Source organism: Kineosporia sp. NBRC 101677 (genome assembly GCF_030269265.1).
GTDB classification, from domain to species: domain Bacteria; phylum Actinomycetota; class Actinomycetes; order Actinomycetales; family Kineosporiaceae; genus Kineosporia; species Kineosporia rhizophila.
Genome location: NZ_BSTA01000002.1, coordinates 130321 through 154614 on the forward strand (window position 1 = coordinate 130321; position 24294 = coordinate 154614).

19 protein-coding genes and 1 pseudogene are annotated in these 24294 nt (G+C 69.6%); 10 read left to right on the top strand and 10 right to left on the bottom strand.

The window, feature by feature from the left end; genetic code table 11:
• Positions 1-105: 105 nt before the first annotated feature.
• The 4 genes from QSK18_RS06140 to betA all read right to left on the bottom strand — a co-directional run bounded on the left by QSK18_RS06140 (position 106) and on the right by betA (position 6178).
• A complete protein-coding gene (locus QSK18_RS06140; RefSeq protein ID WP_232810265.1) occupies positions 106-1077 on the bottom strand; it encodes an ABC transporter substrate-binding protein in 972 nt (323 codons plus the stop codon).
• A gap of 33 nt (positions 1078-1110) precedes the next feature.
• On the bottom strand, positions 1111-3063 hold the full coding sequence (locus QSK18_RS06145; RefSeq protein ID WP_285617062.1) for an ABC transporter permease subunit: 1953 nt from the start codon (positions 3061-3063) through the stop codon (positions 1111-1113).
• Complete coding sequence (locus tag QSK18_RS06150; protein ID WP_232810263.1) at positions 3060-4136, bottom strand: quaternary amine ABC transporter ATP-binding protein; 1077 nt, start codon at positions 4134-4136, stop codon at positions 3060-3062. The genes QSK18_RS06145 and QSK18_RS06150 overlap by 4 nt, the downstream gene beginning before the upstream one ends.
• Before the next feature lie 332 nt (positions 4137-4468).
• The gene (gene betA, locus QSK18_RS06155; RefSeq protein WP_232810262.1) at positions 4469-6178 is read right to left on the bottom strand and encodes a choline dehydrogenase; all 1710 of its coding nucleotides are present in this window, start codon (positions 6176-6178) and stop codon (positions 4469-4471) included.
• A gap of 109 nt (positions 6179-6287) precedes the next feature.
• On the opposite strand from betA, the gene QSK18_RS06160 reads away from it, so the two are divergent.
• Together QSK18_RS06160 and QSK18_RS36245 are read left to right on the top strand one after the other, a co-directional pair.
• A complete protein-coding gene (locus QSK18_RS06160; protein ID WP_285617068.1) occupies positions 6288-7811 on the top strand; it encodes an aldehyde dehydrogenase family protein in 1524 nt (507 codons plus the stop codon).
• Positions 7812-7913: 102 nt separating this feature from the next.
• A pseudogene (locus QSK18_RS36245) lies at positions 7914-8264 on the top strand (DUF805 domain-containing protein); the annotation flags it as partial.
• Between the two features lie 669 nt (positions 8265-8933).
• Here the strand turns inward: QSK18_RS36245 and QSK18_RS06170 are convergent.
• Complete coding sequence (locus tag QSK18_RS06170) at positions 8934-9719, bottom strand: IclR family transcriptional regulator (RefSeq protein WP_232810259.1); 786 nt, start codon at positions 9717-9719, stop codon at positions 8934-8936.
• 154 nt (positions 9720-9873) lie between these two features.
• Here QSK18_RS06170 and QSK18_RS06175 point away from each other — a divergent pair, with 154 nt between their 5' ends.
• From QSK18_RS06175 to QSK18_RS06185, 3 genes are all read left to right on the top strand, one after another.
• Positions 9874-10203 (top strand): bifunctional 3-phenylpropionate/cinnamic acid dioxygenase ferredoxin subunit, encoded by a 330-nt coding sequence (locus tag QSK18_RS06175; protein ID WP_232810258.1) that lies wholly within the window; start codon positions 9874-9876, stop codon positions 10201-10203.
• Positions 10204-10237: 34 nt separating this feature from the next.
• Positions 10238-11482 (top strand): NAD(P)/FAD-dependent oxidoreductase, encoded by a 1245-nt coding sequence (locus QSK18_RS06180; protein WP_232810257.1) that lies wholly within the window; start codon positions 10238-10240, stop codon positions 11480-11482.
• 124 nt (positions 11483-11606) lie between these two features.
• Positions 11607-12728, top strand: coding sequence for an aromatic ring-hydroxylating oxygenase subunit alpha (locus tag QSK18_RS06185; protein ID WP_232810256.1), 1122 nt, complete (start codon positions 11607-11609; stop codon positions 12726-12728).
• A gap of 67 nt (positions 12729-12795) precedes the next feature.
• On the opposite strand, the gene QSK18_RS06190 is transcribed toward QSK18_RS06185, so the two are convergent.
• Positions 12796-14955, bottom strand: a complete 2160-nt coding sequence (locus tag QSK18_RS06190) for an ABC transporter ATP-binding protein (RefSeq protein ID WP_285617075.1) — start codon at positions 14953-14955, stop codon at positions 12796-12798.
• A 187-nt stretch (positions 14956-15142) separates the two neighbouring features.
• Here QSK18_RS06190 and QSK18_RS06195 point away from each other — a divergent pair, with 187 nt between their 5' ends.
• On the top strand, positions 15143-16186 hold the full coding sequence (locus tag QSK18_RS06195; protein WP_232810255.1) for a Gfo/Idh/MocA family protein: 1044 nt from the start codon (positions 15143-15145) through the stop codon (positions 16184-16186).
• Positions 16187-16213: 27 nt separating this feature from the next.
• Positions 16214-16768: a GNAT family N-acetyltransferase gene (locus QSK18_RS06200; protein WP_232810254.1), complete on the top strand. Its 555-nt coding sequence runs from the start codon at positions 16214-16216 to the stop codon at positions 16766-16768.
• On the opposite strand, the gene hutI is transcribed toward QSK18_RS06200, so the two are convergent.
• Genes hutI through hutU form a run of 4 tightly spaced genes read right to left on the bottom strand, consistent with a single transcriptional unit; the run spans position 16737 to position 22164 of the window.
• Complete coding sequence (gene hutI / locus QSK18_RS06205) at positions 16737-17975, bottom strand: imidazolonepropionase (protein ID WP_285617079.1); 1239 nt, start codon at positions 17973-17975, stop codon at positions 16737-16739. The two genes, QSK18_RS06200 and hutI, sit on opposite strands and share 32 nt — an antisense overlap.
• A 12-nt stretch (positions 17976-17987) precedes the next feature.
• Entirely contained in the window at positions 17988-19319 is a 1332-nt protein-coding gene (locus tag QSK18_RS06210; protein ID WP_285617082.1) for a formimidoylglutamate deiminase, read from the bottom strand.
• On the bottom strand, positions 19316-20503 hold the full coding sequence (locus QSK18_RS06215; protein WP_285617084.1) for an allantoate amidohydrolase: 1188 nt from the start codon (positions 20501-20503) through the stop codon (positions 19316-19318). The genes QSK18_RS06210 and QSK18_RS06215 overlap by 4 nt, the downstream gene beginning before the upstream one ends.
• Positions 20500-22164: a urocanate hydratase gene (gene hutU, locus QSK18_RS06220; RefSeq protein ID WP_352396482.1), complete on the bottom strand. Its 1665-nt coding sequence runs from the start codon at positions 22162-22164 to the stop codon at positions 20500-20502. Before hutU ends, QSK18_RS06215 begins: the two co-directional genes overlap by 4 nt.
• Positions 22165-22366: 202 nt before the next feature.
• On the opposite strand from hutU, the gene QSK18_RS06225 reads away from it, so the two are divergent.
• The 3 genes from QSK18_RS06225 to QSK18_RS06235 all read left to right on the top strand — a co-directional run bounded on the left by QSK18_RS06225 (position 22367) and on the right by QSK18_RS06235 (position 24227).
• Complete coding sequence (locus tag QSK18_RS06225; protein ID WP_285617089.1) at positions 22367-23164, top strand: IclR family transcriptional regulator; 798 nt, start codon at positions 22367-22369, stop codon at positions 23162-23164.
• Between the two features lie 85 nt (positions 23165-23249).
• A complete protein-coding gene (locus QSK18_RS06230) occupies positions 23250-23426 on the top strand; it encodes a hypothetical protein (protein ID WP_232810248.1) in 177 nt (58 codons plus the stop codon).
• Positions 23427-23567: 141 nt separating this feature from the next.
• Positions 23568-24227, top strand: coding sequence for a hypothetical protein (locus QSK18_RS06235; protein ID WP_232810247.1), 660 nt, complete (start codon positions 23568-23570; stop codon positions 24225-24227).
• Positions 24228-24294 lie beyond the last annotated feature (67 nt).

Consider the following 24294-nt stretch of genomic DNA (forward strand, 5'->3'; position numbering starts at 1 on the left):
TGCGCATCGAGGCCCACACACGTCCAAAATTGTTGTGCCGTAACCCGACCGGAAACAAAGAAGGGCAGCGACCGAAACGGTCGCCGCCCTTCTTGGTCAATCGGGCTACTTGAGCCAGGCGTCGACCTTGTCCTGGTTCTCGTCGACCCACTTCTTCGCGGCGTCCTCGTACTCCATCTTGTCCTCGGAGATGTACTTGGCCACGAGGTTCTGGTCGTCGTTGGTCCAGCTGAAGTTCTGCACCAGCTTGGCGGCCGGGCTGCCCGAGTCCATGAACTCGGTGCGGGCGAACTTGGTCAGCGGCGTCTCCGGGTAGTCGCAGGCCACCTTCTCCGGGTCGGCGTCGCAGCCCTCCTCGTAGGCCGGCAGGTCGACCTTGACCAGCGGCACCTCGGCGAGGAACCACTGCGGCGAGTAGAAGTAGCCCAGCAGCGGCTCCTGCTTCTGCTCGGCCTGGCGGAACGCGGTGATCAGCGCCGCCTCACTGCCCGAGTAGACCACCTTGTAGTTCAGGTCGAGGTTCTTGACCAGGGCCTCGTCGTTGGTGACGAACGACGGGTCGCCGTCGAGCACCTGGCCCTTGCCGCCGGACTCGGAGGTCTTGAACAGATCGGCGTACTTGTTCAGGTTCTTCCAGTCGGTGATGTCCGGGTACTTCTCGGCCATCCACGGCGGCACGAACCAGCCGATCTGACCGACGTTGCCGGTCTCGCCGACCTTCACTGCGACCTTCTGGTCGTCGACGTACTGCTTCTCGAGCTCGGGGTGACCCCAGTCCTCCAGGATCACGTCGATCTCCCCGGAGGCGAACCCTTGCCAGGAGACCTCCTCGGTCAGGTCTTTCGTGGCCACCGTGCAGCCGAGTTCCTCCTCGGCCACGTACTTGACCACGGCGACGTTGGCCTCGAAGCCGACCCAGGGGTTGACCGCCAGGTTCACCGTGCCGCACTCACCGGCCGAGTCCTCGTCCGAGCCGGTGCTGCTGGACTCGATGGTCTCGCCGCCACAGCCGGCCAGGAACAGGGCGAGCACTGCTGCACCGGTCGCGACCCTCCTGGCCTTCACGTTGCTTCGCACGTTCTTTCATCCTCCTGATGAAGTCAGCTGAAGTCAGCTGCCGGGGCGGCGTTCCGCGGCCGCCTGGGTGATCCGGTTGAGCATGATGCCCAGGATGACGATGGCCAGACCCGCGGTGAGGCCCTTGCCGAACAGCTCACCCTGCGAGAAGCCCGCCACCACGTCGTAGCCGAGCGCGCCGGCGCCGACCAGGCCACCGACCACGATCATCGCCAGCACGTAGCAGATGCCCTGGTTGGTGGCCAGCACCAGCGACTGACGGGCCATCGGCAGCTGCACCTTCCAGATCGTCTGCCAGGTGCTGGAACCCGAGGCGGTGGCCGCCTCGACGGTGGTGGCCGAGACCGCCGCGATGCCGTCGGCGACGATCTTGGTGACCACCGGAACCGCGTAGAGCACGGCGGCCAGGATCGCGGTGAACCGGCTGGCCGCGAACAGGGCCAGGAACGGCACCAGGTAGACGAACGGCGGCATCACCTGCAGCGCGTCCAGCACCGGGCGGATCACCAGGTCGGCCCGGGCGCTGCGGGCCATCCAGACGCCGACCACCACACCCAGGAGCATGGTGGCGGCGGTGGCCAGCAGGGTGGCGGCCAGCGTGGTCATGCTGTCCTGCCAGAGGCCGCTGAGCACCAGGCCGGCCACGCAGAACGCGGTGACCACGGTGACCCGCAGGTTGCCGAGCAGGAAGGCCAACGCCAGCAGGAGCGCGGCGACCAGCCACCAGGGCGACTCGACCAGCAGGGTCTGCAGCGGGTCGAGCAGCAGGGTGGTGGCGGTGTCTTTCAGCCAGCCCGTGAAGTCGGAGAAGGTGCTGGTGACCCATTCGGCGAAGTCGCCGCTGAGCCGGGCGATGTCGTCGCCGATGTTGATCTCGGAGGGGAACTCGGCGGCCCACAGGTAGGTGCGGGAGAGGTACACGCAGAACAGCGTGGCCACGGCGGTGACCGCCAGCAGCGGCCGCCGCCAGCGGGGGACCTGCTGCACCTGCGTGCGGCGGCTGGCCGCGGTGGTCAGCCGGTCGAGCACGATGGCCATCACCACGATGGCCAGGCCGGCGTTGAACGAGGTGCCCACGTCGAGGGTCTGCAGCGCCTTGAGGATGGTCTTGCCCAGGCCGGGGGCGTCGATCAGGGCGGCGACGGTGGCCATCGAGAGGGCGGCCATGATGGTCTGGTTGAGCCCGAGCACGATGGTGCGGGCCGACATCGGCAGCAGCACCCCGACCAGCCGCTGGAACTGGCTGGCGCCCAGCGACTCCGAGGCCTCCACGCTGGCCCGCGGCACCGAGCGGATGCCGTGCGCGGTGTAGCGCACCGCCGGGGGCAGGGCGTAGACCAGGGTGACCAGGGTGGCCGAGGCCGGGCCGATCAGGAAGAGCAGGGTGAACGGGGCCAGGTAGACGAAGGTGGGCATGGTCTGGAGGAAGTCCAGCACCGGGGTGGCCACCGCGTTGGCCCGGTCGGACAGGCCGGCCCAGATGCCCAGCGGGATCCCGATCAGCAGGGCCAGGAGCACGGCCGAGAGGGTGAGGGCGAGCGTGTCCATGCTCTCTTCCCACAGCCCCTGCAGCCCGATGAAGGTGAAACCGGCCACCACCAGCAGAGCGATGCGCAGGTTGGCGAACGCCACGGCCAGCAGGGTGAGCACGGCGACCACGCCGAGCCAGCCGATCACCGGTACCGGGCGCCCGAAGCTGGGCTGGGAGAGCAGGTCCTGGAAGAGGGTGGTGAGACCGTCGACGAAGGCCCGGATCTCGTTGAAGAAGTAGAGAAAGAGCGGACTGTCGTTGCGGTTCGTGGAGACCCACCGGTTCACGTCGTTGAACCAGCGGTGCAGGGCGGTGGTGTCAGAGGGCACCAGCGAAAGCGTGTGAGTGCCACGCAGGATCGCGGCCAGCACCACGAACACCACCAGTACGGCAGCGATCAGCCGGCCCCGGCCCGGGCTGGTCACAGCCGCCCGGGAGGCGGTGAGAACGCTCACCGGGCGCCCGCCACGATGGTGAGAATCTCTTCCTGACCGACGATTCCGAGCACCTGTCCGGCCTCCACCACGCGCACCGGGCGGTGACTCTCCAGCACCACCCGGGTGGCGTCGCGCACCACCACGTCGGGCCCCAGTTCCGGACCGTCGCTCGGGTCGGCGTCGGTGACCGGGCGCATGATCCAGCGCAGCGTGAGCACGTCGCCCTTGGGTACGTCGGAGACGAAGTCGCGCACGTAGTCGTCGGCCGGGGCGCCGACCAGCTCGTCGCCGCGGCCGATCTGGACCGGCCGGCCGTCGCGCATGATCAGGATCCGGTCGCCCAGCTTCAGCGCCTCGGACAGGTCGTGGGTGATGAACACCATGGTCTTGCCCAGCTCACGGTGCAGCCGGATGACCTCGTTCTGCATGTCCCGGCGGATCAGCGGGTCGAGCGCGGAGAACGGCTCGTCGAACAGCATCAGGTCCGGCTCCACGGCCAGCGCCCGGGCCAGGCCGACGCGCTGCTGCATACCGCCGGAGAGCTGGTCGGGGTAGGAGTTCTCGTAGCCGCCGAGGCCGACCAGGTCGATCACCTCACCGGCCCGGCGGCGGCGCTCGGCCTTGCTCGCGCCGCGCACCTCCAGGCCGTAGGCCACGTTGTCGACCACACGCCGGTGCGGGAGCAGCCCGAAGTTCTGGAACACCATCGAGAACTTGTGACGTCTGAGGTCCCGCAGGCGTTTCGGGTCCGCCTCGAGGAGGTTCTCACCTTCGAAGACGACCGACCCGGCGGTCGGTTCGATCAGCCGGGTGAGACACCGCACCAGCGTGGACTTCCCGGAACCGGACAGGCCCATCACGACGAACACCTCGCCGGGGGCCACGTCGAAGGAGACGTCCCGCACGGCGATCGTGTTGCCCGTGCGCTCCATCAGCTCACGCCGGGGCAGCGCGCACAGCTCCTGGTTCTTCGGCACGGCAGCGGCTTTCGGGCCGAACACCATCCAGAGGTCGCGCACCGAGATCAACGGCTGCGCGGCGGAGTCCGGCGCCGGGGCCAGATCCTGACTGTCCTCGGTGACGGTGGCCATTGCCCCACCTCTCCTGTTCGAAACGGGGGCCGATGGCCCTACGACGGGCTCACACTGCTTCAAAGGGTGCGTATGACGCACAATGCTTCTTGCCGAGGGACACACTGTGCCCGGGTGACGGTCATGGTCAAGGTAGGACGTCGTTTCGGTGTGGTTAATCTAGCCAAAGCCGAATGTACCGCCTGATCCCCGTCACTCAATCGTGACGTGACCCATTGCTGATGAATTATTCACGCTGCGTGGTTACGTACCGGTCAGGATCATCATCCGCCGCCTGCCCGGGGACGGCGCCGAACCGGACCCGGGCGGACGGTGAACGGGTGTTCCGAGCGTCAGGCGGAGCGTTCCTCGTGCTGCGCGGCGTTCATCACGTGGCGGTAGTAGGGAACCGGCCGGGCCGGCAGGGGCGAGTTGCCGCGGATCAGGTCCGCCGCCTTCTCGGCCAGCATGATGACCGGGGCGTAGATGTTTCCGTTGGTCACGTAGGGCATGACCGAGGCGTCGGCGACCCGCAGGCCGGCCACACCGTGCACACCCATCGTGAGCGGGTCGACCACGGCCAGCGGGTCGGTGCCGAGCTTGGCCGTGCAGGAGGGGTGGTAGGCGGTCTCGGCATCGCGGGCCACCCAGTCGAGGATCTCCGCGTCGGTGCTCACCTGCGGGCCGGGGGAGAGTTCGCCGGCGTTGTAGGCGTCGAAGGCGGGCTGGGCCAGGATGTCCCGGGCCACGTGGATCGCCTCCACCCACTCCCGGCGGTCCTGCTCGGTGGACAGGTAGTTGAAGGTCATCGCCGGGGCCCGGCGCGGATCGGCGCTGGTGATCTTCACCGTGCCCCGGGCGTCGGAGTACATCGGGCCGATGTGCACCTGGTACCCATGGGTCGCGGACGGCGAGCTCCCGTCGTAGCGCACCGCCACCGGCAGGAAGTGGAACATCAGGTTGGGATAGGCAACGTCGTCATTGCTGCGCACGAAGCCACCCCCCTCGAAATGGTTGGTCGAGGCCGGGCCGCTGCGGCGCAGCAGCCACTCCAGACCGATCGCCGGCCGGCGGTACAGCTTGAGCGAGGGGTTCAACGACACCGGCTGATGACAGGCGTGCTGCACGTAGACCTCGAGGTGGTCCTGCAGGTTCTCGCCCACGCCGGGCAGGTCGGCCACCACGTCGATGCCGAGCGCGCCCAGTTCGGCCGCGTTGCCGATGCCGGACAGCTGCAGCAACTGCGGGGTGTTGATCGCTCCTCCGGCCAGGATCACCTCGCCCGCCTCCACCCGGCGGGGACCGCTGCCGACCCGGCCCAGAGGACCGGCGAACGGAAGTGAGCGGGTGTACTCGACCCCCGTCGCCCGTCCGTTGGTGAACAGGACCCGGTGAACCAGTGAAAGCGTCCTCACTTCGAGGTTTTTCCGCTGCTTCAGCACCGGGTGGACGTAGGCGCCTGCGGCCGACAACCGCTTGCCGTTGCGGATGGTGCGGTCGAACCGGTTGAAACCTTCCTGCTGGTAACCGTTCACGTCGCTGGTGAGCGGGTGGCCGGCCTGCTGGACGGCCTCGAAGAAGGCGCTGAACAGTGGGTTGGTGGCCGGGCCGCGCTCCAGTTCCAGCGGGCCGTCGCCACCGCGCCACTCGTCCGCCCCGGCCAGGCAGTTCTCCATCTTGCGGAAGTAGGGCAGGCAGTGCGCGAAGTCCCAGGTCTCCATGCCCGGGTCGGCCCCCCAGCGCTCGAAGTCCATCGGGTTGCCGCGCTGGAAGATCATGCCGTTGATGCTCGAGGAACCACCCAGCACCTTGCCCCGGCCGTGGGCGATCCGCCGCCCGTGCATGTACGGCTCCGGCTCGCTGCGGTAGCGCCAGTCGTACAGCGGATTCCCGATCACCATGGTCAGGGCCGCGGGCATGTGAATCAGCAGGTCCCAGGCGAAGTCCCGGCGGCCCGCCTCGAGGACCAGGACGCTGGTGCCGGGATCCTCGCTCAGCCGGTTCGCGAGCACGCAGCCGGCGGAGCCCCCGCCGACGATGACGTAGTCGTACCGCTCAACCATGTGCTCCTCCAGATGCCGGCGTGACCGCCTACCATCGTTGCGTCCAGCGCACCGAGTTCCACACAAAGCAACAGCGACAGTGAATCATCACGAATGGTGAGGGGTCCAGATGTCACCCGCGGATCTTCAGCTCGCAGTCGGTACCGACGGTGTCCCTACGGTGGCCGGAACGCTCTACATCGACGGCTCGTGGCGCCGCGGCTCCTCGTCCCGGCCGGTGCTGAATCCCGCTGACGCAACCGAGATCTCCCAGGTGGACGAGGCTTCCGCGGAAGAGGCGGGGCTGGCGGTGGCGGCGGCGCGGGCCGCGTTCGACGACGGCCGCTGGAGTTCGGTACCGGCCGCCGAGCGCAGTGCAGTGCTCGGCCGGGTCGCCGACCTGCTCCAGGCCAACCGCTCGCGGATCGCCCGGATCGAGACCCTGGACACCGGAAAGACGTTGCGTGAGAGCGAGATCGATGTCGACGACGTGACGGCCGTGTTTCGTTACTACGCGGCCCTGGCGCTGGGCGAGCCCGGAAGGCTGGTCGATGCGGGAAATCCGGCGGTGGTGAGCCGAGTGGTCCACGAGCCCGTCGGGGTCTGTGCGCTGATCGGGCCGTGGAACTATCCGCTGCTGCAGATGTCCTGGAAGATCGCCCCGGCCCTGGCCGCGGGCTGCACCGCGGTGCTCAAGCCGAGCGAGGTCACGCCGCTCACCACCGTGGTGCTGGTCGGGTTGCTTGAGGACGCGGGGGTGCCGGCTGGGGTGGTCAACCTGGTTCTCGGGGCGGGGGCCGGGGTAGGGGCCGCGCTGGTCGAGAGTGAGCAGGTCGACCTGGTGTCGTTCACCGGCGGGTTGTCCACCGGGCGCACGATCATGCGCTCGGCCGCGGACACGGTGAAGAAGGTGGCCCTGGAGCTGGGCGGCAAGAACCCCAACATCGTGTTCGCCGACGCCGATCTGGATGCTGCGGTGGACACGGCGCTGACGGCGGTGTTCCTGCACGCCGGACAGGTCTGCTCGGCGGGCACGCGGCTGCTGCTGGAAGAACCGATCGCCGATGAGTTCGTGGCCGAGCTGGTGCGGCGGGCGGAACTGATCCGGATCGGCCCCGGCCTCGAACCGGAGTCGGAGATGCCGCCGCTGGTCTCGGCCGAGCACCTGGCCAAGGTCGAGGAGTACGTCCGGGTGGGGCTGGCGGAGGGGGCGCGGCTGCTCACCGGGGGCTCACGGCTCAGCGACGATCAGAAGGGCTACTTCTATCGCCCAACGGTCTTCACCGACTGCCGCCGGGACATGCGGATCGTTCAGGAGGAGACGTTCGGGCCGATCGTCACGGTGGAGCGGTTCAGCACCGAGGACGAGGCGGTGATGCTGGGCAACGACACCCGGTACGGCCTGGCCGGGGGAGTGTGGACGGCCGACCGGGGCCGGGCCCAGCGGGTGGCCTCGCGCCTGCGGCACGGCACGGTGTGGATCAACGACTTCGGGCCGTACCTGCCGCAGGCCGAATGGGGTGGGTTCAAGCTGTCCGGCACCGGGCGGGAGCTGGGGCCCTCGGGGCTGGCCGAATATCAGGAAGCCAAGCACATGTACGAGAACACGGAGCCTGCCGCACAACACTGGTTCAGTGGTGGGCAGCCCGGTTAACTGCCGACAAAAAGGTGTTGGTGCTGGTCAGGTGGGTGCTAGGTTCGCGCGTCCCTGACCTTTGTTGATTATCCGGTCCCCCTCACGCATGGAGAAGCAGTCGTGTCGTTCCAAGACGCCGTGAAAACGGTGCTCACCAAGAAGTACGTGGACTTCGGCGGCCGCGCCCGGCGGTCGGAGTTCTGGTTCTTCGTCCTGTTCTACATCGCAGTGATCTTCGTGGCCTCGGTCGTGGACGGGATCCTCGGATTCTCGCTGTTCTACTACCTGGTGGTCCTGGCGCTGTTCCTGCCCAACCTGGCCGTGACGATCCGGCGCCTGCACGACACCGACCGCAGCGGCTTCTGGATCTTCATCGGTCTGATCCCGCTCGTCGGCACGGTCGTGCTGATCGTGTTCCTGGCCTCGGACAGCAAGCCCGGCAGCAACCGCTTCGGGCCGAACCCCAAGGAAGGCTGGGGCGGGCAGCCTGGTTTCGGTCAGCAGCCGCCTTACGGCCAGGAGCAGGGATATGGCCAGGCTGGATATGGCCAGCAGGCCGGTTACGGTCAGCAGCCTGAGTACGGCCAGCAGGCCGGCTATGGCCAGCAGGCCGGCTATGGCCAGCAGCCGTCGTACGGCCAGGAGCAGGGTTACGGTCAGCAGGGGCACGGTCAGCCGAGCTACGGCGGGCAGCCTGCCTACGGCCAGCCCGAGCCGCAGCAGGGTGGCTACGGTCAGTCCGGTCAGCAGGGCGGCGGTTACGGGCAGCCTGGTCAGCAGGGCGGCTACGGGCAGCCGGGTGGGTACGGCCAGCAGAACGGTCAGCAGAACGGGTACGGCCAGCAGTACGGCCAGCCGGGGGCGGACCAGGGCCAGCAGTACGGGCAGCAGTCCGGTGGCTACGGTCAGCCGGGCCAGTACGGCCAGCCTGGTCAGAACGGCCAGTACGGTCAGCCGGGCCAGAACGGCCAGCCTGGTCAGTACGGTCAGCCGGGCCAGTACGGGCAGAGCCCCGACCAGCAGGGCAACGGCGACTGGCGCTGATCCCGCCGAAGTCGATTCGATGCGCCGCTCCCTTCCGGGGGCGGCGCATCGTGCTTTGGTGCGCAGCGCCTCGAACCGCTGACGTCGGCGAAATCCTCAGTCGCCGTAGTAACCAAGGCGACTACTGATTTCCGCAGCTCCCCCGAGAAGGTGCTCAGCGACGTCTTCAAACGAGTCGGGGGTAAGACGGAACGAGGGCCCGGAGGCGCTGACGGCGGCCGTGACCCGACCGCCACCGTCACGGATCGGGGCGGCCACGGCTGTGAGCCCGATCTCCAGCTCCTCGCTGGTGCTGGCCCACCCCCGCCGGACCACCTCGGCCAGTTCGTGGGTCAGCGCGTCCGGGTCGACGATCGTGTGCTCGGTCAGCGGTTCCGGGGCGGACTCCAGGACCAGCTTGCGCGTGGTCTCGTCGGCGAACGCCAGCAGCACCTTCCCGCTAGAGGTGGCGTACAGCGGGGTACGCCGGCCGATCCAGTTGCGCGTCATCACCGAGGCGTTGCCGTACTCCTGCAGCACGTTGACCGCGGCGTCGTCCTCCAGGATCGCGATGTTGACCGTCTCACCCAGCTCCCGGGCCAGCCGTTCGCACACCTCCTGGCCTGCACGGCTCACCTCGAGCCGGCCGGTGGTGGCCGCCGCCAGCCGGAGAATGCCCAGGCCCAGGCGATACTTGCCGCGCTCCTCGATCTGCTGCACCAGGTCCCGCCGCTCCAGCGCGGTGACCAGGCGGAAGGCGGTGGACTTGTGCACGTCCAGCTCGGCGGCCAGTTCGGTCACCCCGAGCTCGCCGTGCCGGGCCAGCAGGTCGAGCACGGACAGCGCCCGGTCGACGGACTGCACCTGCGAGGCCTCGCCTCCGGAACGGTTCGTCTCCCCCATGTCCGAAACCTTAGCTGCCCGTCAGTAACCCCACTTATGTCTTGACGCATGCCCCGCCCCGGCCGCACGCTGTTGCTCATCGCACTTCGCGTTGTGCAAGGCGCAACAAGTCAGCGAGTTCCTCTCCAGTCCTTCGTGTGAGAAGAGGCCTGCCGTGATCCGGGTCTGTGCGGTCGGGGAGATTCCCGAGGGTGAAGCGGTCCGGGTCGAACACGGGCCGGACGGTGTGCCGGTGGCGGTGTTCCACGTCGAGGGCGAGTACTACGCGATCGACGATACGTGCACCCACCAGGATGCGTCGCTGGCCGACGGCTACGTAGAGGACTGCGCGGTCGAGTGCCCTCTGCACGCGTCGTGCTTCGACCTGCGCACCGGGCAGCCGAGCGGGCCCCCGGCAAGGGTGCCGGTGCGGACACATGCCGTGGTAATTGAGAACGGACATGTGTACGTGCAGCTGCGGTCGGCCCACCTGCCGGTCGCCTGAGGCACGTCTGGCACGCAGACGCAGGAGCTGATCCATGACCGAGCAGGCTGAACGCCCCTCCCCGCCGATGTCCGTGGTTGCTGTGGTCGGGACGGGGCTGGCCGGGCTGTCGTCGGCGCGGGCCCTTCGGGAACTGGGCTTCACCGGCCGCGTCGTCCTGGTCGGGGACGAGAAGCACGACCCGTACGACCGGCCGCCGCTGTCCAAGTCCTTCCTGGCCGGTGAGTGGGATCCGGCGAAGATCGCGCTGGGGCTGCCCACCGACGCCGAGCTGGACCTGGACTGGCGGCTGGGGCAGCGGGCGGTGTCGCTCAGGCCGGCCGAGGATCAGGGCTGGGTCATCGGTCTGCAGGACAGCGAAGAGCTCAAGGCCGACGGGGTGGTGATCGCCACCGGAGCCCGGGCGCGCAAGCTGCCCGCGCCCGAGCCGCTCTCCGGGGTGCACACCCTGCGCACGCTCGATGATGCGATCGCGCTCAAGGCGGAGCTGGTGCCCGGAGCCCGGCTGGTGGTCGTCGGGGGCGGGTTCATCGGTGCTGAGATTGCTTCTACTGCAGTCGGTCTCGAGGTCGAAGTGACCGTGGTCGAGATGGCCCCGGCGCTTCTGGCCGGTCCGCTCGGGGTCGAGGTCGGAGCGGCGATGGCTGCGCTGCACGAGGCCAACGGCGTCAGAATTCTGACCGGGGTGGGTGTCTCGGCGCTCACGCCGGACCCGCACGAGCCCGGCTGGGTGGGCGGGGTGGTTCTGGCCGACGGGCGTGAGCTGCCGGCCGATGTGGTGGTGGTGGGCATCGGGTCCGAGCCGAACACCGAATGGCTGCAGGAAACTGGACTGGTCGGTCACGGCCCAGAAGGAAGTCTGGCGGGCGGCGTGCTCACCGACGAAGACGGTCGCACAGCGCTTCCCGGTGTGGTCGCAACCGGCGACTGCACCGCCGTCCATCATCCGTTCGCCGGTCGGGTCATGCGGCAGGAGCACTGGACTCATGCTGCCCAGCACCCCACGCGAGCCGTAGCTGCGCTGCTCGGCGTACCGGCGCCGCCGCTCGCCCCTGCGATGAAGGTGCCCTACGTCTGGTCGGAGCAGTACGGCAAGAACTTCCAGTTCGCCGGTCATCACGAACCCGGCGACGAGACCGAGCTGGTAGAAGGCGATCTGACCGGACCGGCCTTCACAGTGATCTACCGGCGGGGCGGCGAGCCGGTGGGAGTCTTCGGAGTGGGCCAGCCGAAGGTGTTCGGGCGCTGGCGGCGTGAGCTCGCCCAGCGTCTTCCGTAACAAATTGTGGGACGGCCGGTCTCGAGTTCCCGGGACCGGCCGCACCGATGCGGTGGTGGTGACGGGCGGGAAACAATTCCCGGTCATCATGGGTGCGCTCGGAACCTCTCGATTGGAGCTCGACATGACCAGTGTCAGTCTGCCGCCGAGCCTCGTGGCCACGCTGCCCGGCAACATCTACGCCGATCCGGCGGTGTTCGCCCGCGAGCAGGAGCTGATCTTCGAGCGCATGTGGTTCGCCGCGGCCCGCTCCTCCGAGCTCGACAAGCCCGGAGCCTTCGTGACCAAGCAGGTCGGCCGGGAGAACGTGATCATCCTGCGCGGCCGGGACCAGCAGGTGCGGGCCTTCCTCAACGTCTGCCGGCACCGCGGGGCCCGGCTCTGCAACGCGGAGGAGGGGCAGCTGCGCCGCAACATCCAATGCATGTACCACGCCTGGACTTACGGTTTGGACGGCAAGCTCGTGGCCGCGCCCAACCTGACCAAGATGCAGGACATCGACCGCACCGAGTACGGCCTGATCAACGTGCATCTGCGCGAGTGGCTGGGCTACGTCTGGGTGTGCCTGGCCGATGAGCCGCCCCCCTTCGAGACCGACGTCATCGCCTCGGCCGACGAGCGACTGGGCGGTGAGGGCGTGATCGGCGGCTGGCAGGTCGACGACCTGGCTGTCGGCCGGCGCATCACCTACGACGTCAAGGCCAACTGGAAGCTCATCATCGAGAACTTCATGGAGTGCTATCACTGCGCCACGATCCACCCCGAGCTCACCGAGATGCTGCCGGAGTTCGCCGGGGGTTACGCGGCCCAGGCCTTCGTCGGTCACGGCGCCGAGTTCCGCGATGATGCGCAGGCTTTCACCATCGACGGCACCGGCGGTCACGAGCGCATCCCGGGCGTCGACGAGGATCACGACCGCCGCTACTACGCCATCACCGTGCGCCCCCAGGTCTTCATCAACCTGGTGCCGGACCACGTCATCTTCCACCGGATGTACCCGATGGCGGTCGACCGCACCGTGGTCGAGTGCGACTGGCTCTACCTGCCGGGGGTGGTCGAGTCCGGCGCCGACCTGAGTCGCTCGGTGGAGCTGTTCGACCGGGTGAACCGCCAGGACTTCGAGGCCTGCGAGGTAACCCAGCCCGGCATGTCGTCCCGCGCCTACCGGGCCGGGGGTGTGCTGGTCCCGAGCGAACACCACATCGCCGAGTTCCACGAGTGGGTCCAGGCCCGGCTGGCCGAGTAGGTCGCCTGCGGCTGTCGGGGCGGGCTGCTGCGCCGGTCAGGTTGGCTGGGTGGTCTGCAGCCTTCCCCTAGCTCTCGGCCCGGCCCCGACTGCTCCCCGTCTCCAGCACCCGCCCGTCGCTCAGCTGGAAGCCGTCGGCGGTGCGGGCCTCGACCAGGCCACCGCCGAACTGCTGCTCGTAGAGCCGGGCGTAGGCGCCGTCGAGGGCCAGCAGGCTCTCGTGGGTGCCCTGCTCGATCACCTGGCCGGCGTCGATCACGAAGATGACGTCGGCCGAGCGGATGGTGGAGAGGCGGTGGGCGATGGCGATGGTGGTGCGACCGGCCATCAGGGGTTCCAGGGCGGCCTGGACGCGGCGCTCGCTGACCGTGTCGAGGGCGCTGGTGGCCTCGTCGAGCACCAGGACGCGGGGGTTCTTGAGCAGCACGCGGGCGATGGCGAGGCGTTGTTTCTCGCCGCCGGAGAGCCGGTAACCGCGCTCACCGACGATCGTGTCGTAGCCGTTCTCCAGCTCGAGGATGCGCTCGTGGATGAAGGCGGCGCGGGCCGCGGCGACCACCTCTTCGTCGGTGGCCTCGGGCCGGGCGTAGGCAAGGTTGTCCCGAACGGTGGCGTGGAAGAGGTAGGTCTCCTGCGTGACCATGCCGATCGTGTCGGCCAGGGTGTCGAGCGAGAGGTCGCGCACGTCGTGGCCGTCGAGGCGGACTGTGCCGGAGACCACGTCGTAGAGGCGGGGGACGAGGTAGCTGAGGGTGGTCTTGCCGGCCCCGCTGGCCCCCACCACGGCCGCCAGTTGGCCCGGGTGCACCGTGAGGTCGAGGCCGCGCAGGGCCCAGCGGCGGGTGCTGGAGGTGTCGGCGGGTGAATCGGGCGGGGTGCTGCCGGCTATGGGGAACAGCGGGTCAGCGGCTCGTGGGAAACCGCCGTCATCAGCAGCGCTGCGTTCGGGGCCGCTGCGCTCGGCCAGGGTGGAAGGACCGCGCCCGCCCAGGTCGGAGCCGTCACCCTCGCCGGCTTCGGTCGGTTCGGCCGGGACATAACTGAACCAGACGTCTTCCAGCCGCACCTCGCCCCGGATCTCTTCGGGGGCGAGCCTGCGGGCGTTCGGCGGCTCGACGATCTCGGCCCGCAGATCCAGGTAGCCGAACACCCGGGAGAACAGGGCCAGGCTGCTGGAGACCTCGGTGGAGGTCTGCAGCACCTGACCGATCGGCATGAACAGCCGGGACTGCAGCGTGGTGAAGGCGATGATCGTGCCCGCGCTGGGGCCGCTGCCGTTGGACAGCTGGAACCCGGCCACCAGGTAGACCAGCACCGGGGTGATCGAGAAGAAGGTGGAGACCACGGCGAAGAAGGCCCGGCCGACGATCTGCTGGCGCACCTGCAGGTCGGCCAGCTTCTCGTTCTGCCGGTGGTAGCGATCGGCGTCGCGGTCCTGCCGGCCGAAGACCTTGGCCAGCAGCACCCCCGAGACCGACAGCGACTCCTGCGTGATCGCGCTCATCTCGGCCAGAGCGGCCTGGGTGCGGCCGGTGATGCTGCGCCGGATCCGCCCGACCCGGCCGGTGAGCCAGACGAACAGCGGCAGCATCACCAGGGAGAGCAGGGTGAGCTGCCAGGACAGCACGAACATGGCGATCAGCGTGGAGATCAGGATGACGCTGTTGCTGAGCAGGGTGCTGGCCGTGTCGGTGATGACGTTCTGCAGGCCGCCCACGTCGTTCTGCAGGCGGCTCTGGATCTCGCCGGTGCGGGTGCCGGTGAAGAACCGCAGCGACAGGCTCTGCAGGTGGCTGAACAGCCGGCCGCGCAGGTCCCGCATGATCTGCTGGCCCACGTAGTTGGTCTGGTAGGCCTGCCACACCCCGAGGGCGCTGGAGACGGCCGGGATGGCGATCATGATCGCCGACAGGGTGACCAGGAGCGGGATGTCCGGCCCGCCCGGCACGAACAGGGCCTTGTCGAAGATCTCGCGGATCAGCAGCGGGTTGGCCACCCCGAGCCCGGCGGTGACCAGGATGAGCGCGCCGACCAGCAGCACCCGGCGGCGGTAGGGGCGGAACAGCGCGACCACCCGGCGCAGCAGAGCCCGGTCGGCCGCGGCCTCGCGCAGCCCGGCGGCGGCCTCGGCCACGGTGGCACCGGGATGGCGGCCGGCATGACCGTGCCCCCGCACACCCCCACCACCAGGGGCGGCCGGACCAGCAGGCCGTTCACTGACACTCATTACCGCCCCCTCTCGGACCCGGACCGTCGCAGCCGACCGTACCTGGCACCACCGACAATTCGCGCGTCGTGATTCCCGCCCGGCTCAGCCCCACAACCGGATGAACCCGGCCGCACCGGGCCCGCTTCCGGTGTTCTCCGAGAGCCGAACCGACGCCCGGCAGGGGGGTGTGCATACGATCAGCCCCGTGACGGATGACGTGAAGATCGGTCTGGTCGGGTTCGGTTTCGGCGGGAAGTACTTCCACGCCCCACTGCTGGCGGCCGCCCCCGGCGTGCAGTTCGCCGGGGTGGTCACCACCTCGGCGCAGCGGCAGGCCGAGGTGGCCGAGCTCTACCCCGGCGTGCCCACCTTCGCCTCGCTGGGCGAGCTGAAGGCCTCTGGTGCCCAGGCGGTGGCCATCTCCACCCCGGCCCCCACCCACGTGCCGCTGATGCTCGAGGCGATCGAGCTGGGCCTGGCCGTGGCCTGCGACAAGCCCTTCGCCCTGGACGCGGCCGACGCCCGGGCCGTGGTGGAGGCCGCCGAGAAGGCCGGCGTGAAGCTCTCGCCGTACCAGAACCGCCGCTGGGACGCCGACCTGCTCACCGTGAAGAAGCTGGTCGAGACCGGTGAGCTCGGCGAGGTGTTCCGCTTCGAGTCCCGCTTCGAGCGCTTCGACCCGCAGGGCACCCCGCCCGCGGCCGGTGGCGGGATCCTGCGCGACTTCGGCAGCCACCTCGTCGACCAGGCCCTGTACCTGTTCGGCCCGGCCGCCTCGGTGTACGCCGAACTGGACACCACCGAGGAGGGCCGGCTCGACTCCCGCTTCTTCGTGGCCGTCCAGCACACCGGCGGCGTCCGGAGCCACCTGATCGGCAACTGGGTCGAGGGCGCGCCGGGTCCCCGCTACCGGGTCAGCGGCAGCCGCGGCTCGTTCGTGCTGACCGAGCCCATGGAGGGGCAGGAGGCCCTGCTGATCGAAGGGCTCAACCCGGCCACCGCCGCCGACCGGTGGGGTGTGGAGCCGGAGGAGAACTACGGGCGCCTGTACCGCGGTGACGCGGGCACCCCGGTCCCCACCGAGCGGGGGAGCTGGGACACGTACTACCCGGCGTTCGCCGCCGCGGTGCGGGGCGAGGGCGAGGTGCCGGTCGACCCGCGCGACGCGATCGCCTCGATGGAGGTGCTGGACGCGGCCCGGCGCAGCGCCCGCACCGGCCAGGTCGTGAACCTGGGTCCGGCAGACTGACCCAGGGCGCGGATCTACGCTGAGCCCGTGAGCTCTTCTCGGGACACCGGCGTGGTCATCCGCATCCTGCGCGAGGAGGACGCCGAGCCGCTCGCCCGGGTCCTGCAGGCCAACCGGCAGTGGCTGAGCCAGTGGGAACCGATCCGCGACGAGGAGTACTTCACCGTCGAAGGGCAGCGCCGGATCATCGACGACGCCCTTCTCCTGTACTCGGGCGGGGTGCACCTGCCGTGCGCGATCCTGCGCCACGGAGAACTGGTGGGCCGGATCAACGTCAACAACATCGTCCGTGGATCCCTGCAGTCGGGGGACGTCGGTTACTGGGTCGCGGAGTCGGCCGGCGGCAAGGGGGTCGCCACCATCGCCGTGGAGGCGGTGGTGACGATCTCCTTCCGCACCCTGAACCTGCACCGGGTCGGGGCGAACACGCTGGTGCACAACGTGCGCTCGCAGCGGGTCCTGGAGAAGAACGGCTTCGAGCGGATCGGCCGGGCGCCGAAGTTCCTGCGGATCGACGGCGAGTGGCAGGACCACATCATGTTCCAGCGCCTCAACCCCGACTGGTTCGCCGGCCGTTCCTAGCCCTGTCCTGGCCCGCGAGTTCCAGGGTCCGGGCCAGCGGCACCCCCGGCCGGTAGGCCAGGTGCAGGTACGAGGGGGCCTCGAGCACGGTCAGGTCGGCCCGGGATCCCACCCGGATCCGGCCGATGTCGTTGCGCCGCAGGGCGATTGCACCGCCGAGCGTGGCCGACCAGAGAGCCTCGGCCGGGGTCATGTTCATCTCCCGCACCGCCAGGGCGATCACCAGCGGCATCGACGAGGTGAAGCACGAGCCCGGGTTGCAGTCGCTGGCCAGGCCGATCACCGCGCCCGCGGCGATCAGGCGCCGGGCGTCCGGGTAGGGCGAGCGGGTGGAGAACTCGACCCCCGGAAGCAGGGTGGCAACGGTTCCGGTCGAGGGGTTCTCAGGATCGATGAGGTGGCCGGCGGCCCCGAGCGCGGCCACGTCGTCTTCGGTCAGATGGGTGCAGTGGTCGACACTGGCCGCGTCGAGCTCGGTGGCGATCTGCACACCGGGGCCCGCGGAGAGCTGGTTGCCGTGCACCCGCAGTTCCAGACCGGCTGCCGCACAGGCCTGCAGAACGGTGCGGGTCTCGTCGCCGTCGAAGGCGTAGGCGCTGGCCGGTTCGCAGAACACGTCGGCCCAGCGCGCATAGGGGGCGCAGGCCTGCAGCATCGGCCCGCTCACCATCTCCACGTAGTCCTGTCGCCGGTCCCGCATCGAGGGTGGAACCACGTGCGCGCCCAGGAAAGTCACCTCGGAAGTGACCTGCGCCGCGATCCGCAGCGCGCGGGCCTCCTCGGCCACGTCGAGCCCGTAGCCGCTCTTGATCTCGACCGTGGTGGTGCCCTGCGCGCGCATCTCGGCCACCAGTTCGCGGACGTGGGTGACCAGTTCCTCGTCGCTGGCCGCCCGGGTCGCGGCCATCGTGGTGGCGATTCCGCCGCCGGTGTAGGGCTCGCCGGTCATCCGGGCGCTGAACTCGGCGGCCCGGTCACCGGCGAACACCAGATGCGAGTGCGAGTCGACGAAACCCGGGACGACCGCCCGCCCCTGGAGATCGGTGACGGAGTCGGTCGCGGGCGCCTGGGCGGCACTGCCGACCCAGGCGATGCGGTCGCCCTCGACCACTACGGCGGCGTTCTCGACCAGGCCGAGCGCCGAGCCGTCGCCGATCGCCGGATCGTTGGTGACGAGCGAAGCGATCCCGGTGACCAGGTGACTCACAGGTGGATCCTCTCAGGCGTGGAGTGTTTCGAGGGCGTCGGTGAGCAGTGCGCCCACGTCGCCGAGCCGGTGCCGGCCCTGGCTGACCACGACCTCCCCGCCGACCAGCACGGTGTCGACGTCGGTGGCGGTGGCGCTCAGGGTGATCTGCTCGGGGGCGCTGCCGGCGGTGCGCACCGAGTCCAGGCGTACGGCGACCAGGTCGGCCGGGGCACCCACCCGGATCTGGCCCAGTTCCGGCCAGCCCAGGCTGCGCTGGCCGCTCTCGGTCAGGGCGGTGAGCAGCTGGTCGGGGGAGAAGCGGCCGCGCTGGAGGGTGCTGAGCCGTTCGTGCATCTCCAGGGCGCGGGCCTCTTCGAAGAGGTCGATCACGGCGTGCTGGTCGCTGCCCAGGGTGAGCGTTGCCCCGGCCTCGGCCAGGGCCCGCGCCGGTCCGATCCCGTCGGCCAGGTCCCGCTCGGTGGTCGGGCAGAAACAGGCGAAAGTGCCACTCAGGTCTTTGATGTCGGTGTCGGTCAGGTGGGTGGCATGAACAAGGGACGTCTGTGGTCCCAGAACGCCGGCATCCTTCAGTAGCCCGGTGGGCGTGAGCCCGTACCGGTCCAGGCAGGCCTGGTTCTCAGCCGGTTGCTCGGAAAGGTGCACATGCAGCGGGGCGTCGCGCCCCTCGTCCATACGTGTGAAAGCCGCCACGGCACCCAGCTGATCACGCGGCACCGCCCGGACCGAATGAATTGCCGCGCCGACCCGCATCCCGGCCGAAGGCCGGAGCGAGGAGACCCGTTCGGCCCAGGCTTCGGCATCTCCGTCACCGAAACGCTGCTGTACGTCGTTGAGTTCGGTGTAGCCATCGGCTGTCAGACCGCCGGCCAGGTAGCAGGTGTCGAGCAGAGTGATCCGGATACCCGCATCGGCCGCGGCCTGACGCAGCGCCTCGCCCATCGCGTTCGGGTCGGCATAGCGCCGGCCGTTGCGGTCGTGGTGCAAGTAGTGGAACTCGCCCACGGTGGTGATGCCGGCCAGGGCCATCTCGGCGTAGACGGCCCGGGCCAGAGCCAGGTACGAGTCCGGATCGAGCTTCTGGACCACGTCGTACATGACCGTGCGCCAGGTCCAGAACGATCCGCCGTCGGCGTGCGTACGGCCCCGCAGAGCCCGGTGGAAGGCGTGCGAATGGGCATTCGCCAGTCCGGGCAGCACCACGCCCGGCAGGCGCTCGTCGCCGGCGTCGGCCGCGACCCCGCTCTCGAGCGCTGCGATCGTTCCGCCTGGTTCGACCGAGATCCTCACCGAGGCGGCCATCCCGCTCGGGAGCCAGGCGTGCGGTGCCCAATAGCGTTTCATGCCGCCAGTTCCCGCAGGACCGTGGTGAGGGCATCGACCCCGGCCAGACAGTCCGACTCTTCGGCGAACTCGGACGGAGTGTGCGACATGCCGGTGGGGTTGCGCACGAACAACATCGCCGTGCTCACGCCGGCCGTGGCCAGGATCCCCGCGTCGTGCCCGGCCCCCGTGCCCAGCAGAGGCGCTCCGCCCAGGGTCTTGCTCAGACGCAGCGCCAGTTCGGGATCGAACAGCGTGTTCCCCGTCCAGGACTCCTCGCTGACCGTGGCGCCCAGCGCCTCGGCCTCGGCGCTCAACTCCCGCAGCAACGCCTGCACGTCGGTCTCCGACGGGGCACGGGCGTCCAGCCAGGCCCGCACGAGCGAGGGGATGGCGTTCACTCCGTTCGGCTCGACCGTGAGCTTGCCGAAGGTGGCCACCGCCTGGTTCCGCTCCGCGGCCTGCCGGGCGGCCAGCACCGTCGAGGCGTAGGCCAGCATCGGGTCTTTACGGTCGACGAGCCGGGTGGTTCCGGCGTGGTTGGCCTCGCCCGGGAAGTCGAAGCGCCAGCGCCCGTGCGGCCAGATCGCCGTGCCCACCCCGATCGCGGCGTCGAACTCGTCGGTGGCCAGGGCCTTGCCCTGCTCCACGTGCAGCTCGACGAAGACCCCGATCCGACGCAGAGTCTCCTCGTCCCGGCCCAGGTGCTCGGGCCGAAGTCCGGCCCGCTGCATGGCCTCACCCAGCGAGACCCCCTCGCCGTCGCGCAGACCGGAGGCTCGCTCGGCCGTCATCGCTCCGGTGATCACCCGGGAACCCGCACAGGCGACGCCGAACCGGGCCCCCTCCTCGTCCACGAAGTTGACCACACCGATCGGGCGCGCCGGCCGGAAACCTTCCGAACGCAGGGTTTCCACCGCCGCCAGCGCGCTCACCACGCCGAGAGGGCCGTCGAAGGCGCCGCCGTCCGGCACCGAGTCCAGGTGGCTCCCGGTCACGACGCCGGGCGCCGAGTCCGGATCTCCCCACCAGGCCCACTGATTGCCGGCCCGGTCGACGGTGAGGTCCAGGCCGAGCGCCTGCACCTCACCCGCGAACCACTCACGTAATGAGGCGTCTTCGGGAGTCCACGCGAACCTGCGGTACCCGCCGGACGAGGCCCGCCCGATCGGCTCCAGTTCCGCCCAGCGCCGGGTGAAGCTCACGCCTGGTCGCCCTCGCGCATCGGCACCCGCACGCCGCGCTCGGCCGCCACCCGCTCCGCGATGTCGTAACCGGCGTCCACATGCCGGATCACGCCCATCCCCGGATCGTTCGTGAGCACCCGCTCGAGCTTCTGGGCGGCCAACGGAGTGCCGTCGGCCACCGTGACCTGACCGGCGTGCAGCGACCGGCCGATGCCGACCCCGCCGCCGTGGTGCAGCGACACCCAGGTGGCTCCGGAGGCGGTGTTGATCATCGCGTTCAGCAGCGGCCAGTCGGCGATCGCGTCGGAACCGTCGAGCATCGCCTCGGTCTCCCGGTAGGGCGAGGCCACACTGCCGGAGTCCAGGTGGTCGCGGCCGATCACCAGCGGGGCGCTGATCTCGCCGGAGGCCACCAGCTCGTTGAACCGCAGCCCGGCCTTGTCCCGCTCGCCGTAGCCGAGCCAGCAGATCCGCGCGGGCAGCCCCTGGAAGGCCACCTTCTCGCCGGCTGCCTTGATCCAGCGGTGCAGGTGGTCGTTGTCCGGGAACAGGTCCAGCACGGCCTTGTCGGTCACCGCGATGTCGCGCGGGTCGCCGGACAGCGCGGCCCAGCGGAACGGCCCCTTGCCCTCACTGAACAGCGGCCGGATGTAGGCGGGCACGAAGCCGGGGAAGGCGAACGCCCGGTCGTAGCCGCCGAGGCGGGCCTCGTCGCGGATCGAGTTGCCGTAGTCGAACACCTCGGCGCCGGCGTCCATGAACCCGACCATGGCCTCGACGTGCTTGGCCATCGAGACCCGGGCCCGGTCGGTGAACTCCTCCGGCTTGGCCTGCGCGTAGTCGTGCCAGTCGCCCAGCTCGACACCCTCGGGCAGGTACGACAGCGGGTCGTGGGCGGAGGTCTGGTCGGTGACGATGTCGATCTCGACGCCCCGGCGCAGCAGTTCGGGGAAGACGGTGGCGCAGTTGCCGACCAGTCCGACGCTCAGCGGGCGCCGGGCCGCCTTGGCCGCCAGCACTCGGGCGATCGCGTCGTCCATGTCGTCGGCGATCTCGTCCAGGTAGCGGGTCTCGACGCGGCGCTTCAGGCGCGAGGCGTCCACGTCCACGATCAGGCAGACCCCGTCGTTGAGCGTGACCGACAGCGGCTGCGCCCCGCCCATGCCACCGGCGCCGCCGGTCAGGGTGAGGGTGCCGGCCAGGGTGCCGTTGAAGCGCTTGGCCGCGACCGCCGCGAACGTCTCGTAGGTGCCCTGCAGGATGCCCTGGGTGCCGATGTAGATCCAGGAACCGGCCGTCATCTGGCCGTACATGGTCAGGCCGAGCTTCTCCAGCCGCCGGAACTCCGGCCAGGTGGCCCAGTCGCCGACCAGGTTGGAGTTGGCGATCAGCACGCGCGGCGCCCACTCGTGGGTGCGCATCACGCCCACCGGCCGACCGGACTGCACGAGCATCGTCTCGTCGTCCTTGAGCGTGGTCAGGGTGCGGATCATCGCGTCGTAGCTGGCCCAGTCCCGGGCCGCGCGGCCGGTGCCGCCGTAGACGACCAGGTCGTCGGGGCGCTCGGCGACGTCCGGGTCGAGGTTGTTCTGGAGCATCCGCAGCGGCGCCTCGGTCTGCCAGCTGCCGGCGGTCAGGGTGCTGCCGTGCGGCGCCTTCACGGGCCGGGGGCCGGAAATCGAGGAGGTCATGTCTCCATTGGACCGTCGCCCGGAGCTCGGTGACAGGACCGCCACGGTCTTCCTGTCTCGGATCCGAGACACTGAGCGGGTGTCGAAACAAGAGGACGCCGGTGGCCGCCGATCAGGGCGGGCTCGGGCAGGTGCGGGGTCGGCAACCGGGCCGGCCACGCGCCCGGCGGCCGGGCCGGACAGTTCGGGCGTGGGCCAGGTGCCCGCCGCGACCAGGGCCCTGGCCATCCTGCGAGCGCTCGCCAAGGCCCCCGGCCCCCTGCCCGCCGGTGCCCTGGCCCGTGAGCTCGGGCTGCCCCGGAGCACGGTGTACCACCTGCTCACGGCCATGATCGAACAAGGCTTCGTCACCCACCTGCCCGAGGAACGGCGCTACGGCCTCGGGGTCGCCGCGTTCGAGATCGGCTCGGCCTACTCCCGCCAGGAGCCCTTGCAGCGTCTCTCCCGACTCGTGCTCTCCCGACTGGTCGACGCGGTCGGGCACACGGCGCATCTGGGCGTGCTGCACGGCCGGGAAGTGCTGTATCTCATCGAGGAACGGGCCCCCGGACGTCCCCCATTGGTCACCGACGTGGGCGTGCGCCTGCCCAGCGAACTCACCGCCAGCGGCCGCGCAATGCTCGCCGCCCTCCCCGAGGCCCAGGTCCGGGCCCTCTTCCCAGGCCGCGAAGCCTTCGCCGGCCAGGCCCTCACCCCCGCTCAGCCCGAGCCCGCCACCCCACCCGCGAGCCTGTCCGAACTGAGGCGCCTGCTGGCCGCCGTACGCCGGGCCGGCTACGCCGTCGAGACCGACGAAGTCACCCCCGGCTTCTCGTCGGTGGCAGTCGCCGTGCTCGACCACAACGGACACCCGGCGGCAGCCGTCGCCGTGACCTACCCCGGGGACACGGTGGCGGACCGCGAAAAGCTGGTGAGCTCGGTGCAGGCCGCCGCCGGTGCCCTCGAACGCCGACTGCACGGAGGCGGCCGACCCCCGGGAAGGGCGTGACGGTGCCCACATCCCAGGCGCACTGACCGGCCTGCACAGACCACCTGTCTTGGCAGTTAGGCGAGGCTCACCTAAGGTCTCAAGAATGGGCGTGAAGAAGGCGAAGAAGAAGTGCTGCAAGGACAAACCGCGGTGCAAGACCTGCCCCGTGGTGCTGAAGCGGCTCTCCGACGCCGGTTTCGCCACCCGCATCGACCTGACCACCTACGAGTTCAGCGCCAAGCCGCCCAAGAAGGCCGTCTCCGAGGCCCGCTCCCGCTGAACCGGGATGGCGTCGGGGAATGAGTACAAAAGTGCACGCTTGTTGAATTTCGTTGACCGTAGATCAACACCCCTCGCAGGATGAACGCCGCCGCTCTCCGGGAAGTCCGGTGTGCAGCGGCGATCCGGAGGGGATGAAGACATGAAGATCCGACGTGCGGCTGGACTCGTACTTGCCACATCGCTGCTCATGGGTGGTTGGGTGGCGGCGCCAGCGAGTGCGGCCACGAGCGGGACGGCCTCGGCGACGGCCTCTGCCGCCGGCCCGGAGGCGGCGGTCGTGAACTGCACGCTCGGTAAGAAGCGCGTGCTGTGGAAGAAGTCGAAGAAGGCCTGGGCGCTGGTTGGTACCAAGACCGTCAGCCTGCCTGCTCATGTGGCCTTCAGCCAGAGCAAGACCTTGCACCGGGAGTCCACCTTCTCCACCACCGTCACGGCGAACACCTCGGTCAGCGGCTCGGTCAAGGCGGGCATCCTGGGCAGCCTGGAGACGGAACTGAACGTCGGGCTGGAGGCTCTGCGCAGTTCCACGAAGAGTCTCTCCATGACCGAGACCTTCTCGGTCCCGGGTGCGAAGAAGGCGCGGGACTTCGCGTTCTTCAAGGGCGTTCGCCGCGGCACCGGCAGCTACGTGTACCAGGTGTGCACACAGATCAACCAGGCCGAGGACAGCCGTACCTGGTCCACCCGGGCCAAGGGCAAGGCCAGCGGCTGGAGCGGCGAGTGGTACGGCGCCATCGACTGCAGCAAGAAGCAGAAATCAGGATCGATCAAGGCGCTGGTGCGGGCCCAGGCCTGCTGATCCCGGCTTTTCCCGGCTGGTCTCGGCGCCGAAAGCACGAGTGCCCGCCTGCGCAGCAGCGCAGGCG